This window comes from Ruoffia sp. FAM 24228 (genome assembly GCF_045528575.1).
Classification (GTDB): Bacteria; Bacillota; Bacilli; order Lactobacillales; family Aerococcaceae; genus Ruoffia; species Ruoffia halotolerans.
The window spans coordinates 25,776-42,238 of sequence record NZ_JBGQQZ010000003.1; the positions used below are offsets into that span (position 1 = coordinate 25,776).

A 16,463-nucleotide genomic window follows, 5' to 3' on the forward strand; every position below is an offset into this window, starting at 1 on the left:
GAAAAAATGCAAGGTAGAAGTAATGAAGACATGGGTAATGTGAGTTTGTTGGGGAATCAAGGAACTAAATATTTGGATAATTATGCGCCAGAAATTTTAGAATCGTTTCCAAATAAGCATTTGGATAATGATTATTTTGTTAAATTTAATTGTCCCGAGTTTACGTCTTTATGTCCAATGACAGGGCAACCAGATTTTGCGACTATTTACATTAGCTATGTTCCAGGGGAGAAAATGGTTGAAAGTAAGTCATTAAAACTTTACTTATTCAGTTTCCGTAATCATGGTGACTTTCATGAAGATTGTATGAATATCATTATGAAAGACCTCATTAAGCTGATGGAACCAAAATATATTGAAGTATGGGGTAAATTCACACCTCGTGGTGGAATCTCGATCGATCCATATTGTAATTATGGTCAACCCGGAACAAAGTGGGAAGATATGGCTTGGGAACGACTTAAAAATCATGATTTATATCCTGAGAAAGTGGATAACCGTTAGGTTAAAGGGGGTATAATGATGAAATTAGTTTTATTAAGTGGTGGAGTTGATAGCTCTACGGCCTTAGCTCTTGCTAAAGCAACCGATCCAGATATATTAGCAATTACTTTTACGTATAATCAACAACATGAACAAATGGAATTACTAGCCGCTCAAAAAGTCAGTGAATATTATCAAGTCAGACATAAAATTATGGATTTAAGTTCAATTTTTTCAGATAGTCAATCTGCCTTGAGTTTAAATAACGATATCCCAATTGCTGAGGGAGCATATGGAGAATCAAATGAACTTAATACAGAAGTAGAGTTTCGAAATGGTGTCTTTTTAGCAATATTAGCTTCATTGGCTAAACAGTATCGAGCTGATGAAATTTACTTCGGTGCACATCAAGACGAGTCAGGAACAGTTTATCCTGACTGTTCGCCTGAATTTATTCAAACAATGAATCAAGCGATTCAGCTTGGTACAAATAATTCTGTATCAATAAAAGCTCCCTTCATGACTAGGTTAAAAAAAGATATTGTAGCCACAGGGATTGAATTGGAGGTACCTTATGAGCTAACTTACAGCTGTTACAAAGGGACTGACCCTGCTTGTGGAGTTTGTGGTACGTGTATTGACCGCAAAAAAGCTTTTGAAGCGAATGGACTGGAGGTAGCATAAAATGCAAAGTATAAAAACAAAAAAATTAGTTAATAATGCGTTGTTAGCATCATTATACGTGGCCTTGACTTTAATTAACCCTATCTCTAGTGGGATATTTCAGTTTAGAGTGTCAACATTATTAGTACCAGTTCCATTTTATCAACCTAAATTAGCACCAGGAATACTTTTTGGTGTGATGATCAGTAATATTTTTAGTCCGTTAGGGCCAATTGATATATTATCGGGTTTTCTAATTCAATCCGTGACTCTTTATGTGTTTAACCGATTATTCAAATCCGCTTACATTAAAAGTATAGCTTATGGAATATGGTGTGGCATCGTGGTTGGGGCGACCTTGCATTATGCAGTGGGCGCACCGTTTTGGGTAAGTGTCATCAGTGTTGCGATATCTAACATTATCGTAGCTTTAATAGGTACATTTGTTGTAGAGAGATATCTCTCTTCTTTCATAAAACAAATGGCACATTAAATGTATTAATTTAATTCATCAATGAGCAGAAATCTAAATAGATTTCTGCTTTTTTTGTTATTTTTGAATTGCAAACACCTCAAATTTAAAAAACAAGTTTTATGCATGAATTAAAAAATAGTAAATCGAACAATCGACTGAATCCTTATACGGAACACTGCTATTGGTAATTCCAGTACAAAAAAATTAATTGCTTTCTAATACGAAAAGATAACCAGGTAAATTGCCTGGGTTTTTGCTTATATATACCGCTTTCTATGTTGATATAGTACAATAAAAATATGGAGAAAAATTACAAGTTTAGAGGAGTCAAATTTATGTATAAAGATAACGAATTGATTATCCGCACGTTGAAAGAACAAGATTTAAATCAATTGTGGGAATTTATATTCAAGGAAGATAATCCAGAATGGAAACAATGGGATGCGCCTTACTACCCACATGCATCAAAGTCATATGAGAATTTTCTAAAGGATTCTAATCAATGGGTTGATCAAGTTGATCGATGGGCAATTGAATATAAAGGAAAGTTGATTGGAACTGTCTCCTATTATTGGGAGCACGAACCATCGCTTTGGTTAGAAACTGGTATTGTGATTTATGATGCATCCAATAGAGGACAACATATTGGTAGGCGTGCATTATCTCTTTGGATTAGTCATTTATTTAATACATTACCCTTAGTTCGTGTGGGGTTGACGACTTGGTCTGGAAATGAACCGATGATCAAAGTTGCTGAGAATTTAGGCATGCAGATGGAAGCGCGAATACGTAAAGTAAGACTATATAATGATTATTTTTATGACTCAATTCGTATGGGGATTTTACGTGAGGAATGGGATAAATTAAATAAATTTACATTGGAGTAGCTAATTTGCTGCTCCTTTTTTTATAAATATATATGTTATTCGTAAAAATTCAACTGTTAGATAAAAACCCTTAAGAATAACTTTACAAGTCTTATGTAAATTTAAATGTTATTTTAAGCCGAACGTTCGACTATAAAGCTTCTGAATTGTTCTCATAAAGATTGTTTCAAATTTTTATAAGGTGTAACTTAAATATGACAAAAAAAGTTTTTTATATAAATATACGAATGGGAGTGGAATGCTTGATGAGAACGATTGAAGGAATGAGCTCAGTAGGAGCGAATTTCCGAGGCATCGATAGTGTCGTAGAGTCTGGTGGATTATTTGGTATTTGGAATCATCCCTTAGCTAATAAAATCACCTATTTTGGACTTCATGCTTTACAACACCGGGGGCAAACGAGTGCTGGGATAGTAACAAAAGATGAGAACACTTTTACGAGTTTTCGCGGTCGAGGATTAATTTCACATATTTTTGATACAGAAGATAAATTAGAGAAGTTAGTAGGGAACAGCGCCATTGGTCAGGTTCGTTCTGCCACTGTTAGCGATCAGGCAGATGATTCGAATATTCAACCGTTATTATTTCACTTCAATAATCAATCGATAGCCATCACTCATAATGGAAATTTAACTGAAGCCTTGTCTTTACGTCAACAATTAGAGGACGAGGGGGCCGTATTTTCCACAAACTCTGCGGCTGAAATTTTAATTCATTTGATTCGACGTTCAAAGAAGAATAATTTTACAGATGCTTTTCAATCATCCATCGAACAATTAAATGGTGGGTTTAATTTTTGTTTATTAACGGATGATGCGTTGTATGGAGCCGTGGATAAACATGGATTTAGACCACTAGTCATCGGACAGTTTTCTAATGGTGCTTATATCTTAGCTAGCGAAACATGTGTGTTATCAAGTGTTGGGGCAAAATACGTCACAGAAGTGCAGGCTGGGCAATATGTAGTTATAAATGATGAAGGTTATCATATCACAAACTACACTAACTCACAGAAAGCAACACTTGAACCAATGGAATTTATATATTTTTCACGACCTGATTCTGATATTTCAGGAATTAATGTTCATACTGCACGAAAAGAGATGGGGCGCCGTTTAGCTAAAGAACGGCCAACACACGGGGCAGATTTAGTGATTGGCGTACCTAACTCATCACTTTCTTCTGCAAGTGGTTACGCCGAAGAACATAGTTTGCCTTATGAGATCGGATTAATTAAACATCAATATATTGGTAGAACATTTATCCAACCCAATCAAGAATTACGGGAACAAGGAGTTCGGTATAAACTTTCTGTTGTTGAAAGTCTAATACGTAATAAATCAATTGTCCTTGTTGATGACTCGATAGTGCGGGGGACGACAGTGCGCCACTTAGTTGAGTTACTTAAAGGGGCTGGAGCGAAAGAAGTTCATTTAAGAATTGCCAGTCCGCCTATTCGATTCCCAAACTATTACGGCATTAATACAACACATACAGAGGAATTAATTGCTGCGAACTACACAATTAAAGAGTTAAATGAATTGTTTGGTAGTGATTCACTTGGCTACCTGTCAGTTAAAGGCTTAGTTGATAGTATTAATTTTGATAAGAATATCCCGGATCAGGGAGTTAGTTTAGACGCCTATACCGGTCAATACCCTTCAGATATAGGAGATTATCAGAATGAATTTCAAGAAAGTTTAACCCCATTACAAAAGAAAATTATAAAAGGAGAATTTAGTGATGAGTAATGCATATCAACAATCAGGTGTCGATATTGAAAAAGGATACGATGCAGTTGAACGAATGAAAAAGCACGTTAACAGAACAATGCGTCCAGAAGTTATGAACCAATTAGGAAGTTTTGGAGCATTGTTTAAGTTGGACACGAAGCAATACAAAAATCCAGTATTAGTTAGTGGTACGGATGGTGTTGGGACAAAAATATTACTTGCTCAACAGTCAGGTAAATTAAACACCATCGGTATCGATGCAGTGGCCATGTGTGTCAATGATACCTTAGCCCAAGGTGCTCAGCCTTTATTCTTTTTAGATTATCTTGCTGTAGGCAGTACAGTTCCAGAAGATATTGAACAAATCGTTTCAGGTGTAGCGGAAGGTTGTGTTCAAGCCAATGCTGCACTTGTTGGGGGCGAAACAGCTGAGATGCCTGATTTATATGCAAATGGTGAGTTTGATTTAGCGGGATTCTGTGTCGGAGTTGCTGATGAAGCAAATATTCTAGACGGTTCTAAAGTTAAGGCTGGGGATGTGCTCATTGGTTTACCGAGTTCAGGCATTCACTCAAATGGTTATTCATTAGTACGCAAAATATTCTTCAAAGACCATGAAATGAACTTTGAAGATCAACTATCAGATGGACATACATTGATTGATCATTTGTTAACCCCGACTAAGATATATGTCAAAGAAGTCATGCCGTTTGTCGATTCACAAAGTATTAATGGTATAGCGCATATTACCGGCGGTGGCTTCTTTGAGAATCTACCGCGCATGTTCTCAAAGAGTTTGACGGCAGTGGTAGATGTTCATACGTGGACAATCCCAACTATATTTAATGAATTACAGAAATTTGGAGAATTAGACCTTGAGGAAATGTTTAACGTTTTTAACATGGGTATCGGGATGGTCTTAGCAGTTGAAGAAACAAAAGTAGAAACAATTCTCTCAAGTATCAATGAAAGTATGGTTATTGGACGCATCGAGGATCAAAAGAATGAGGGCGAAACTGTTCGTCTAAATATAGATAAGGAGTAGTACTTGACTATGAATCTAGCACTATTCGCTTCAGGAAATGGAACAAATGTACAAGCCATCATTGATGCAGTCAAAGCAGGAGAGATAGCGGGAAATATTAATTGTTTAGTCTGTGACAATCCTAAAGCTTATGTGGTTAAACGGGCAAAGGATGTAGGGATTGATACTTTAATCTTAAGTCCCAAAGACTGCCAAAGTCGCCAAGCATGGGAGCTTGAAATTATTAAATATTTAGAGGCTCATCAAGTTGATTTAATCATTCTAGCTGGCTTTATGCGAATTATTGGAGCGGACATACTCAATCACTATCCGAAAAAAATTATTAATATCCATCCATCACTCTTACCGGCGTTCCCTGGTCGTAAAGGCATACAAGACGCATATAATGCTGGTGTAAAAGAGAGTGGAGTCACAGTCCATTATGTTGATGCAGGGATTGATACAGGAGAAATAATCGCTCAGAAAAGACTTCAAATTCAGCCAGAATGGACATTAGAAGAATTAGAAAATAACATTCATCAAATTGAACACTCTCTATATCCGAAAGTGATTCAACAATTGGCAAAAGAATTCAATGAGAAAGGAAACAATGTAAAATGACAAAATATGCACTACTAAGCGTATCAGATAAGACTGGAATTATAGAGGTAGCCCAAACGCTTGTGAATAATGGAATTGAATTATTATCAACCGGAGGAACATTTAAGACAATTGAAGAAGCGGGTATTCCGGTCACTGCTGTGGAAGATTATACAAAATTTCCAGAAATGATGGATGGACGAGTAAAAACGTTACATCCAAAAATTCACGGCGGCTTATTAGGATTACGTGATAATAATGAGCATAAACAAGCGATGACGGATTATGGTATTTCAATGATTGATTATGTCATTGTTAATTTATATCCTTTCAAAGAAACAATTACAAAACATGATGTTACATTGGCAGATGCCATTGAAAATATCGATATCGGTGGGCCATCAATGCTTCGTAGTGCAGCAAAGAACTATCAATCCGTAACTGTTGTTACTGATCCTGCAGATTACTCAACGTTAATTCAGCAACTTACAGATAATAATGAAAGTACTTATGAATTTAGACAGTACTTAGCTGGTAAAGTGTTTCAATTGACCTCCCATTACGATGCTTTAATTGCAGATTATTTAGAACAGTTTAATAAGAAAGAACAAAACTTTGAAGTTAACCACTGGACCCACAAGACTTTAACATACTCAGAAAAACAATCTTTACGTTACGGGGAGAATAGCCATCAATCGGCTACTTTCTATAAAGAACTCAATGCTCCAAAATCATCCATTGCAGCAGCCGTTCAATTGAATGGAAAAGAATTATCTTACAATAATTTAAAAGATGCAGATGCAGCGATTAAGATTGCAAAAGAGTTTACAGAACCGGTTGCCGTAGCAGTCAAACATATGAATCCTTGTGGTGTGGCAATAGCCGATACAATTGAAGAAGCTTTTGAACGTTGCCAACAAGCGGACCCAGTTTCAATTTATGGTGGAATTGTAGTCGTGAATCGAGAAGTATCACTAGAATTAGCAAACGCTTTAGGGAAGATATTCTTAGAAATTATAGTTGCTCCAAGTTTTAGTTCAGAAGCATTAGAAAGATTAACTAAAAAGAAAAATTTACGTCTTTTAACCATCGATTTTGATGAAGAGTCAAATAAGGATCAAGAAGAATATGTTTCAGTTTCAGGTGGATTATTAGTTCAAGCAGTGGATCAATCCAACGAACTGATAAAAGATTCTTTATCAGACATTCCAAATGCTTGGGATGTCTCGACAAAACGACAACCGACACTTGAAGAACTAAAAGCGATGAACTTTGGTATGAAAATTGTTAAACATGTTAAAAGTAATGCAATAGTAGTGACAAATGATTATATGACCTTAGGAATTGGAGCAGGGCAGATGAACCGTGTCGGTTCCGCTGAAATTGCTCTAAAACAAGCAGAAGAAAAAGATGAATTCCTAAGACAAACTTATGTAATGTCGAGTGATGCTTTTTTACCAATGTCAGATACTGCCGAATTAGCACATCGACGAGGTATTACGGCTATTGCTCAACCAGGTGGGTCGAAATATGATCAAGACTCTGTTCAAGTTTGCGATGACAATGACGTTGCTATGGTTATGACTGGTTACCGCCATTTCAGACACTAAAATATATTAATTAGGAGAGAACCCAATGAAAGATATCTTAATTATTGGATCGGGCGGACGTGAGCATGCCTTAGCACTTGCTTTTGCCCGTAGTCCTCAAGTTCAGCAAGTATATGTTGCGCCGGGTAATCCAGGTATGGTTTTGACTAATCATAATATAGAGTGTGTGAATATCCCGGTAACAGAAATCGAACGTTTAGCGGAGTTTGTAGAAAGTTCAGCGATTGACCTGACATTTGTTGGTCCCGAACAACCTTTGGAGTTGGGCATTGTTGATTATTTTATAAGTCTCAATTTACCTATCATAGGGCCAACAAAAGCAGCTGCACGATTAGAAAACTCAAAAAATTTCGCTAAAGATATAATGTCACTTGCAAAAGTTAATACTGCTAAACATCGTTTCTTTAAAGCCGGAGAATGTCTAGAAGCGATTGAATATGCAGAAGCCTTAGGGTTACCATTTGTTATCAAAGCAGATGGCCTAATGAGTGGTAAAGGTGTCGTTATTCCAGAAACGATGGAGGAAGCTGTGAGTTCCCTCGAGTTGATGATGGATAAGAATAATAAAGAAGTGCTCATTGAAGAATTCTTAACTGGAACAGAATTTTCTCACTTTAGTTTAGTTAATGGAGATCATATTATATCGCTTGGTACGGCGTGTGATTATAAGCGTGCGTTTGATAATGATTTAGGATTGAATACGGGAGGCATGGGTTCTTTCGCTCCAGTTCCTTGGTTTGATGAAGAAGCAGAACACCGTGTGTTGACGGAGATTGTTCATCCCATTGCCAATCAAATGATCGAGAACGAAACACCGTTCACTGGTATTCTTTATACTGGAATTATCTGGACGAGTGAGGGGCCAAAAGTGATTGAATTTAATACTCGCTTGGGAGATCCAGAGACTCAAGTTTTACTTACGTTGTTAGAGAATGACTTCTATGAAGTTGCTCAAGCTTATTTAGAACAATCACCGATAGATATTCGTTTTAAAAAGCAATTTAATCTAGGAGTTGTACTTGCAGCCGAAGGCTATCCAAGTCTGCCAAAAGCAAATATTCCTTTAAATATTCCAAAGACAATTGAAGACAATGTTTACTTTGCAGGAGTAGATAGAAGGCCTGAGAAAGGACTCCAATCAAGTGGCGGGCGAATCTTAATGGTTACTTCTAGTGGCGATACTATTGAGGAAGCTAGGGAAAAAGTTTATAACGATATGAAACAATTTGATATTCAAGATACATTCTACCGAACAGACATTGGTTTACATCGAAATAAGGAGGCGTAAAGCATGACAGAACAAACAGATATTGCTGTAGTCATGGGCAGTATTTCTGATTGGGAACAAATGCAACATTGTTGTCAATTTTTAGATACACTAAATTTAACTTACGATACAAAGGTAATCTCGGCTCATCGTATGCCTACGGAGATGATTTCTTTTGCAGAAAATGCTAAGAGCAATGGTTATAAGGTGATCATCGCAGGTGCTGGGGGAGCTGCTCACTTACCAGGTATGATTGCTTCAAGTACTACATTGCCCGTTATTGGTATACCTATAAAATCAAGCGCACTAAGTGGGATGGATTCACTCCTTTCAATCGTCCAAATGCCAGCTGGTGTACCAGTCGCAACGATGGCAATCGGACCAGCAGGAGCCAAAAATGCTGGATTAATGGCAGCAAGAATTCTTGCTGTGACTGACAAAATAATTGAGAATTCTTTAAAAGAATTTCAAGTGAATCAACGACAAGCTGCTCTGGAGAGTAATGGTGAATTGAATGACTAAGGTAATTCAACCGGGCGCAATGATTGGTATTATAGGTGCTGGACAACTTGGAAAGATGTTAGCTCAATCTGCCCAAAAGATGGGCTATAAAGTAGCGATGTATGATCCTAACCCAACTTCTTGCGGCTTTGCTGTTGCTCATTCAACAACAGTAGCGGATTTTACGGACAGGGAAGCTTTATTGAAATTTGTTCAAAGCGTTGATGTAGTCACTTATGAGTTTGAAAATATCGATGGTGACTTACTTAAAGAACTGGAAAGTGAAAGTTATTTACCACAAGGGACAAACTTATTACTGAACTCACAAGATCGAATTAAAGAAAAGAATTGGCTGAATCAACAAGGCATACCTACGACTGACTTTGCTGAAGTGAATAGTTGGACGGATTTAACAGAGGCGATCAAAACAATCAATTTACCAGCGATTATAAAAACAACGCGTTTTGGTTACGACGGTAAAGGACAAGTTTTCTTAACTGACAAATCAGATTTAGAAGCGAAGCAATCAGATATTGAAGCCTTGTTAAAAGAGCAAACTTTAATTTTAGAGGCATTTTGTGACTTTAAATATGAAGTGTCGGTCATCGTTTCTCAAGATTTATATGGCAATATTGAAATATTTCCAATAAGTCAAAATCAACATATCAATGGTGTCTTATACTCCAGTATTGTTGGAGCGAATTACTCTGAAGACTTGACTGATCAAATATATGACATTGCTGAGAAGATTGCTAAAGCAGGGAAGCTTATTGGTGTATGTGGGATTGAATTCTTTATTACTGAGGATGAAGAAGTATTTGTTAACGAAATTGCTCCCAGACCTCATAATACTGGGCATTATACAATCGAAGCGACTAACGTATCTCAATTTGATCAACATATTCTTGGAATAACAGGTCGTTCACTGATTAATATTCGCTTGTTTGAACCAGGATTAATGATTAATATTTTAGGTCAACATTTACCTTATGTTGAAAAAGTTAGTCAACAATATTCCGAAGCGATTTATCACATATATGACAAAGGGGAAGCTAAAAAACAACGCAAGATGGGGCACTTTACACTTACAAAACCTGACTATAATCAGTTAGAAAAGATACTCTATCAATCAACAAGCCTAAAGGCATGGCAAGACTTATTCTGATAAAGAAAAGGGGATAGACATGGAATTACTCTATCAAGGGAAAACTAAAGATATTTATCAAGGATTGAATCAGTCGATGATTCTAAAGTTTAAAGATGATGTGACGGGGACAGACGGTAAGTTTGATCCCGGTGCGAATCAAATTGGTTTATCTATTGAAGGTATGGGGAATTTAAATTTAAGATTAACAACATTTTTCTTTCAATTACTTAACCAGACTGGTATTCCTACTCATTTTATTGATTCAAATCTTAATGAAAATACGATGACAGTGAAGTCTGCAAGTGTATTCGGTAAAGGGCTAGAAGTCATTACTCGATTTAAGGCAACAGGTTCTTTTATTCGACGTTACGGAGAATATATTGAAGATGGAGCAAAACTAAATAATTATGTCGAACTTACGTTAAAAGACGATAAAAGACAAGATCCATTAGTAACTAAAGATGGGCTAATTACCTTAAATATATTAACTAATAAACAATATGAGATATTAATTGATTTAAATATTCAAATAGCACAGATCATCCAGAAAAAACTAGCTGAACATGGGTTTGATTTATACGATATAAAATTAGAGTTCGGTTATGTTAATCATCCAGATAATATTATTCTTATCGATGAAATTTCTGGAGGCAATATGCGTGTTTACAAGGAAGGGCAACTTGTTGATCCTATTGAATTAGCACAATATTTTAATGATTTATAAGGAAAGGACAATTTAATGAGCAAATTTATAGTAGTACCAGCGCAAGATTCTTCATTCTTATTAAAAGAAGCGCATCATTTCTTGAAATTAACAAACTTGCAAGCAGTAAAGCAATATGACGTTTTTGAAACTTCGGATGAAAGTGAATTAACTTTAGTCGAGCCTTTATTTGAACAAGGTATTATTTACGAAAACTTAGAGTCATTTAACACTTCCACTGCTTTTCGTTATCGCCAAGTATTGGGGCAATATGATGAGGTCGAAGAGATGACTAACCGTATTATACAAAATATTAAAGGACATGATCTTTCTTTACATCATTCAAGAATTATTGATTTAAAAGGTTTAACTGAAGTCGAAGTAAAAACTTTCAAAACATATTATATTAATGAAACAGAAACTGAACTCGTTTCTTTTAATGCTTTAAATTATGATATGGGAGTCAGCCAAGGCTTAGATTTACAAGAAATAGAAGGTTTTAATGATTTAGATACGGCTGGCTTACAAGAGTTAATTAAAGATTATTCAATGGACCTTGCTGATATTGAAGTCGTTCAAGCTTATTTTCAATCAGAAGCAGTTAATCCAACTGTCTTCCAATTAAAAGTCATCGATACATACTGGTCAGATCACTGTCGCCATACGACATTTTTAACTGAATTGACAGACATATCCGTGACTGAAGGTAAATACCAAGAAGCCATTGAAGCTACTATCGCAGAGTATAATGACGTGCGTGATTCAGTCTATGCTAATCGTCCTAAAGTTAAGCCAGTTACATTAATGGATCTTGCAACGATTAATGCAAAACATGCAAAACAATTAGGTCTGTTAGATAACTTAGATGAATCTGATGAAGTGAATGCTTGTTGTATTCGCATTAAAGTGGATGTTGAGGGTGTTGAAGAAGATTATTTACTCTACTTTAAAAATGAAACTCACAATCACCCAACTGAGATTGAACCTTTCGGAGGGGCGGCTACATGTATTGGTGGGGGGATTCGTGATCCGCTTTCAGGTCGTAGTTACGTTCATCAAGCGATGCGAATTACTGGAGCTAAAAACCCGAATGCGTCACATGAATCAACACGAGATGGTAAATTACCACAACGTATCATCTCACAACGTGCTGCTATGGGATATAGTGACTACAGTAACCAAATCGGACAAAGTGCTGGTTACGTGCGCGAATATTACCATGACGGCTTTGAAGCTAAGAGAATGGAATTAGGTGCCTTAGTTGCTGCTGCTCCAGTTGATAACGTTGTACGTATCAAACCAGAACCTACGGATTTAATTATTTTACTTGGTGGACGTACTGGACGTGACGGATTAGGTGCAGCAGTTGGATCTTCAATGGTTCAAACTGAGAAATCAATCGAACTACAAGGGGCAGAAGTCCAAAAAGGGAGCCCGACCATCGAACGAAAGATTATTCGCTTATTCCGTAATCCAGAAGCTACGCGCTTAATTAAGAAATCGAATGACTTTGGTGCTGGGGGTGTATCAGTAGCTATTGGTGAACTAGCTGATGGCTTGACCATTGAATTAGATAAAGTTCCGACTAAATATGAAGGAATGGATCCTAGCGAAATCGCCTTATCAGAGTCTCAAGAACGAATGGCTGTTGTCGTTTCTAAAGATGATGTTGATAAATTTATTACTCTATCAGAAGCTGAGGACTTAGAAGCGACAGTTGTGGCAGAAGTGACTGATTCATCTTATATGGTGATGCGTTATAACGGTGAAGAGGTTTTCCGCATAAAACGTTCATTCTTAGAATCGAATGGTGGAGCCAAAGCAGCTGATGCTATCATTAATTATTCTGATGTAAGTCAATTCTTTTCTGATTCACGACATGTATTAATTCAGTTACAATCGATTGAAAATGCGAGTCAAAAAGCATTATCACAAAACTTTGATTTTACAATTGGGAAAAATTCAGTTCTTGCACCATTAGGTGGGGAGAAGCAAATAACTCCTCAAGAAGGAATGGTTGCAAAAATACCTGTCTTAGGCCAAGATACTTCAACTGCTTCAGTCATGACAGTTTCATTCAAACCTGATCTAGCAACGCTCTCACCATACCACGGTGCTTATTATGCCGTTGTTAATTCAGTAGCTAAAGCTGTGGCCTTAGGTGTTCCTTATCAAGAAACTCGCTTAACATTACAAGAATTCTTTGAGAGTATGGTGAATGAGAATAGTTGGGGTAAACCGACCGCTGCCTTACTTGGAGCCTTTAAATCAATGAAACAATTAGGTTTAGCTGCCATTGGCGGTAAGGACAGTATGAGTGGTACCTTCGAAGATATTGAAGTCCCACCATCACTTATTAGCTTTGCCGTTGCAACAACAGACTTTACAAAAGTCAATTCGCGAGAATTAAAATCTACGGACTCAAAAATTGTTTTATTAGAAGCTAGATTAAATGCAGATGATTTACTAGATACTGATGAAATTAAAGCTACCTTTGAAACGATTACGAACTTAATTAACGAGAATAAAGTTCGTTCAATCTCAACCATGGACGATAAGACGATTGAAATGAATCTGATTGAAATGGCTCTAGGTAATGCGATCGGTTTTGAAATGAAAGCAGAATACTTACATAAAAAATCTGCCTTAGGATTCTTAGTAGAAGTCGCTTCTGATGTTGAAGTTGAAGGTGGGGTCATAGTTGCTCAAACAAATAGCAGTGATGAAGCAAAATTTGATCAAACATACTCTTTAGAAGAATTGGCTCGTCTTTATGCAGAACCGTTAGCTGATGTATTCTCAGACATTGTATTGGTATCTAATTCTGAAGATGTAAAACCTGCATTAGAGATTCCAGAAATAGCATCGAATGCCAAAGTGTTAATCCCAGTCATAACGGGAGTGCATGGTGAATATGATTTGTATGAATCATTTAAACGATATACTGAAAATGTTGATTTCTTTATCATTAAAGAGGAATTAGGTTACAAAGAATCAGTCAAAGAATTTGCAAGTAAATTATCTGACTATGATGTCTTAGCTTTCCCTGATGGCTCAATACTATCTAATCGTCTACAGTATGGACAAGCGATTGAACTACTAATTAAAGACATCAAAGCCGAATTAGAAGCATTTGCCAAAGATAAGTATATTCTAGCTATTGGCGCATCATTTGCTGGCTTTGTCCGCAGTGGTTTAATAGAATTTGGCCGTGTTCAACAAGGAACACAAATTGACTTTAAGGTAAATCCATTTGAAAAATTTGTTTCAACTTTAGTAAATGCTGAAGTCATTAAAGAAACAGAATACGCGAAGGTGGGTAGTTATACGACAGCTTTAGCAGGCTATCATTTAAGTGTTGAATTGGATGAAAATAAATTTAAAGACCAAATCATCTCCAAATATACAACGTTCTTTGCAGAAGAAGTCGGTGTTGATGCCATGGTTGATCCTACAGGACATATTATAGGGGTAAATGGAAACTTTGAACGCATGAATATTGATGGCTTTGCCAATGTTGATACAGTAGAGGCACCATTTATTGCAAATATTCTAAAGAAAGCAAATATTTAATAACTCACATAGATAAGTTAATCGGTTTTACTTAATAAATCATAACGAGCATTGAGACTGACTTGTTTGCAAGTATGTTCAGTTTTAATGCTCTTTTTTAGTACATTCATGTATGTGTGTAATCGCTATTTCGAATGTTTTTCTTGTATTAGTGATACTATTTTAATAGTAAGGAGGGCAGAGCCAGACAAATAAGGATGCATAGTATTTTAACTATGGAGTTTACAAAAATGAAAGTTGTACCTTACTTAAATTTTAGACAATCTAAACCAGTTCTAGCTTTCTTTGAAAAGTTAGGTGCTTAAAAAATATTGAGATAGTAGTAGCATCTGATGAAATGTTCTGTGGTGAAAATTTTTGATTTGTATAAAAAGCCATATCTGAAAGTTGGAATACTCAATTATAATTTCGACTTGCAGATTATTTTTGTGAATCTGGAATTTGTTAATTTAGTATTTTAATTTGAGAAGATGAGTATGTCTAACAAGTGTATTCATTGAATTGTTTCTATGAAATCATTAAACTAAATAGTATGGAGTGGTTACATGACTTATTTTTGAGGAGGTACTAATTATTATGAAAGCAAAATTTCACGGACATGCTGTGGTTAGTATAAAAACACAAGATGGCACAAAAATATTAATTGATCCTTTTATTACTGGGAATGGATTGACTGATTTAGATGCGAATACGGTGGAAGCAGATGTTATCTTAGTGACCCATGGACATTCGGATCACATTGGAGATACTATGGCTCTCGCTAAAAGAACTGGCGCATTGGTTGTATCCACTGTTGAAGTTGTTGGCTATTTAAATTCATTAGGTTTAGAGAATTTACACGGTATGCAACCTGGTGGTGCTCATGACTTTAACTTTGGGCGGGTTAAGTTAACACCAGCTATTCATGGATCATCAATTGAAATAGATGGAAAACCTTTTACACTTGGCTTAGCCACTGGGATTTTGATAACAGCTGATGAGCAAACATTTTATCACGTTGGTGACACAGCCTTATATTCAGAAATGAAATTAATTGGCGAGTTCAATGACATTGATTTAGCATTTATTCCAATTGGTGATAATTTTACGATGGGACCAGAAGATGCAGCCGTTGCAGCCAAATGGTTAAAGGCAAAGAAAGTTGTACCAATTCACTATAATACTTTCCCATTAATTGAACAAGATCCGGCACAATTTACCAAATTATTAGCTAATGGGGTGGGTTATGTTCCAGAAATTGGTGAGACGATAGAGTTATAAAGTAAAAAACAGAAGTGAGATAGGTATTCTATCCACTTCTATTTTTTATACTAATTTAATATTTAAGTTGATATTATTGCCTTTGCTTAAAATACTTGAAACTTTACAATGGCGGTGAATAAAACGTTCTAACCCAGCTAATTGATCCTCATTCAATATAGCATCAGTTACAAGTTCAACAGATGCATCTAATCGCCACTCTCTGTTCTCATCAATAAAATCACCTGCCACACGAGCAGTTAATTGTGAAAATTCTATCTTTTTCATATTCAAGTATGATACTGCTGTCATCAAATGACACCCAGATAAAGAAACTAATAATAGTCCAGTTGGTGAAGTACCCTGACTAGTAAATTCAGGCATTCGTTCAGTATAATCCATAGTATATGAAAAACCTTCGATATCAGCTTGCACAATATAACGATCAATTACTTTTGCTTTTGTCTCTTTCTCTGCCATGATGCATTCCTTCTTTCATTGAGAATAATTAGATGATAAGCGAATTCTTTGATAGTATAAATTATATCACAGAATTTA

General features: G+C 36.1%; 15 protein-coding genes. 14 read left to right on the forward strand and 1 reads right to left on the reverse strand.

The genetic code is table 11. The features are described from left to right. Nucleotides 1-6 precede the first annotated feature (6 nt). The 14 genes from queF (at nucleotide 7) to ACEN33_RS01005 (ending at nucleotide 15,926) form a co-directional block, all read left to right on the forward strand. Nucleotides 7-504 (forward strand): preQ(1) synthase, encoded by a 498-nt coding sequence (gene queF, locus ACEN33_RS00940; protein ID WP_338488864.1) that lies wholly within the window; start codon nucleotides 7-9, stop codon nucleotides 502-504. A gap of 18 nt (nucleotides 505-522) precedes the next feature. Next, a complete protein-coding gene (gene queC / locus ACEN33_RS00945) occupies nucleotides 523-1,167 on the forward strand; it encodes a 7-cyano-7-deazaguanine synthase QueC (protein ID WP_407093818.1) in 645 nt (214 codons plus the stop codon). 1 nt (nucleotide 1,168) lies between these two features. Then, complete coding sequence (locus ACEN33_RS00950; protein WP_138403360.1) at nucleotides 1,169-1,639, forward strand: QueT transporter family protein; 471 nt, start codon at nucleotides 1,169-1,171, stop codon at nucleotides 1,637-1,639. A gap of 317 nt (nucleotides 1,640-1,956) precedes the next feature. Beyond that, nucleotides 1,957-2,508, forward strand: a complete 552-nt coding sequence (locus ACEN33_RS00955; protein ID WP_407090033.1) for a GNAT family N-acetyltransferase — start codon at nucleotides 1,957-1,959, stop codon at nucleotides 2,506-2,508. A gap of 263 nt (nucleotides 2,509-2,771) precedes the next feature. Beyond that, nucleotides 2,772-4,259 carry an amidophosphoribosyltransferase gene (gene purF, locus ACEN33_RS00960; RefSeq protein WP_407094408.1) on the forward strand — a complete coding sequence of 496 codons (1,488 nt, stop codon included), beginning with the start codon at nucleotides 2,772-2,774 and terminating at the stop codon, nucleotides 4,257-4,259. Then, the gene (gene purM, locus ACEN33_RS00965; RefSeq protein WP_407090034.1) at nucleotides 4,252-5,286 is read left to right on the forward strand and encodes a phosphoribosylformylglycinamidine cyclo-ligase; all 1,035 of its coding nucleotides are present in this window, start codon (nucleotides 4,252-4,254) and stop codon (nucleotides 5,284-5,286) included. Before purF ends, purM begins: the two co-directional genes overlap by 8 nt. Nucleotides 5,287-5,295: 9 nt before the next feature. Then, entirely contained in the window at nucleotides 5,296-5,886 is a 591-nt protein-coding gene (purN, locus tag ACEN33_RS00970; RefSeq protein ID WP_407094380.1) for a phosphoribosylglycinamide formyltransferase, read from the forward strand. Then, the gene (gene purH / locus ACEN33_RS00975; RefSeq protein WP_407094381.1) at nucleotides 5,883-7,475 is read left to right on the forward strand and encodes a bifunctional phosphoribosylaminoimidazolecarboxamide formyltransferase/IMP cyclohydrolase; all 1,593 of its coding nucleotides are present in this window, start codon (nucleotides 5,883-5,885) and stop codon (nucleotides 7,473-7,475) included. The genes purN and purH overlap by 4 nt, the downstream gene beginning before the upstream one ends. A gap of 25 nt (nucleotides 7,476-7,500) precedes the next feature. Next, a complete protein-coding gene (gene purD / locus ACEN33_RS00980; RefSeq protein ID WP_407094382.1) occupies nucleotides 7,501-8,763 on the forward strand; it encodes a phosphoribosylamine--glycine ligase in 1,263 nt (420 codons plus the stop codon). Nucleotides 8,764-8,766: 3 nt separating this feature from the next. Further along, nucleotides 8,767-9,264: a 5-(carboxyamino)imidazole ribonucleotide mutase gene (gene purE / locus ACEN33_RS00985; protein ID WP_407094383.1), complete on the forward strand. Its 498-nt coding sequence runs from the start codon at nucleotides 8,767-8,769 to the stop codon at nucleotides 9,262-9,264. After that, nucleotides 9,257-10,408: a 5-(carboxyamino)imidazole ribonucleotide synthase gene (gene purK, locus ACEN33_RS00990; protein WP_407094384.1), complete on the forward strand. Its 1,152-nt coding sequence runs from the start codon at nucleotides 9,257-9,259 to the stop codon at nucleotides 10,406-10,408. Before purE ends, purK begins: the two co-directional genes overlap by 8 nt. Nucleotides 10,409-10,427: 19 nt before the next feature. Then, the gene (locus ACEN33_RS00995; protein ID WP_407094385.1) at nucleotides 10,428-11,114 is read left to right on the forward strand and encodes a phosphoribosylaminoimidazolesuccinocarboxamide synthase; all 687 of its coding nucleotides are present in this window, start codon (nucleotides 10,428-10,430) and stop codon (nucleotides 11,112-11,114) included. Nucleotides 11,115-11,129: 15 nt separating this feature from the next. Next, complete coding sequence (locus ACEN33_RS01000; RefSeq protein WP_407094386.1) at nucleotides 11,130-14,666, forward strand: phosphoribosylformylglycinamidine synthase; 3,537 nt, start codon at nucleotides 11,130-11,132, stop codon at nucleotides 14,664-14,666. 576 nt (nucleotides 14,667-15,242) lie between these two features. Beyond that, complete coding sequence (locus ACEN33_RS01005) at nucleotides 15,243-15,926, forward strand: metal-dependent hydrolase (RefSeq protein WP_407094387.1); 684 nt, start codon at nucleotides 15,243-15,245, stop codon at nucleotides 15,924-15,926. 45 nt (nucleotides 15,927-15,971) lie between these two features. Here the strand turns inward: ACEN33_RS01005 and ACEN33_RS01010 are convergent, their stop codons facing one another. Next, complete coding sequence (locus ACEN33_RS01010; protein ID WP_407090044.1) at nucleotides 15,972-16,385, reverse strand: OsmC family protein; 414 nt, start codon at nucleotides 16,383-16,385, stop codon at nucleotides 15,972-15,974. Between the last annotated feature and the right edge of the window lie 78 nt (nucleotides 16,386-16,463).

Bases quoted from the DNA above. Each gene is read 5' to 3' on its own strand.
- queF (WP_338488864.1), top strand. From the start codon at position 7: ATGCAAGGTAGAAGTAATGAAGACATGGGTAATGTGAGTTTGTTGGGG.
- queC (WP_407093818.1), top strand. From the start codon at position 523: ATGAAATTAGTTTTATTAAGTGGTGGAGTTGATAGCTCTACGGCCTTA.
- ACEN33_RS00950 (WP_138403360.1), top strand. From the start codon at position 1,169: ATGCAAAGTATAAAAACAAAAAAATTAGTTAATAATGCGTTGTTAGCA.
- ACEN33_RS00955 (WP_407090033.1), top strand. From the start codon at position 1,957: ATGTATAAAGATAACGAATTGATTATCCGCACGTTGAAAGAACAAGAT.
- purF (WP_407094408.1), top strand. From the start codon at position 2,772: ATGAGCTCAGTAGGAGCGAATTTCCGAGGCATCGATAGTGTCGTAGAG.
- purM (WP_407090034.1), top strand. From the start codon at position 4,252: ATGAGTAATGCATATCAACAATCAGGTGTCGATATTGAAAAAGGATAC.
- purN (WP_407094380.1), top strand. From the start codon at position 5,296: ATGAATCTAGCACTATTCGCTTCAGGAAATGGAACAAATGTACAAGCC.
- purH (WP_407094381.1), top strand. From the start codon at position 5,883: ATGACAAAATATGCACTACTAAGCGTATCAGATAAGACTGGAATTATA.
- purD (WP_407094382.1), top strand. From the start codon at position 7,501: ATGAAAGATATCTTAATTATTGGATCGGGCGGACGTGAGCATGCCTTA.
- purE (WP_407094383.1), top strand. From the start codon at position 8,767: ATGACAGAACAAACAGATATTGCTGTAGTCATGGGCAGTATTTCTGAT.
- purK (WP_407094384.1), top strand. From the start codon at position 9,257: ATGACTAAGGTAATTCAACCGGGCGCAATGATTGGTATTATAGGTGCT.
- ACEN33_RS00995 (WP_407094385.1), top strand. From the start codon at position 10,428: ATGGAATTACTCTATCAAGGGAAAACTAAAGATATTTATCAAGGATTG.
- ACEN33_RS01000 (WP_407094386.1), top strand. From the start codon at position 11,130: ATGAGCAAATTTATAGTAGTACCAGCGCAAGATTCTTCATTCTTATTA.
- ACEN33_RS01005 (WP_407094387.1), top strand. From the start codon at position 15,243: ATGAAAGCAAAATTTCACGGACATGCTGTGGTTAGTATAAAAACACAA.
- ACEN33_RS01010 (WP_407090044.1), bottom strand. From the start codon at position 16,385: ATGGCAGAGAAAGAGACAAAAGCAAAAGTAATTGATCGTTATATTGTG.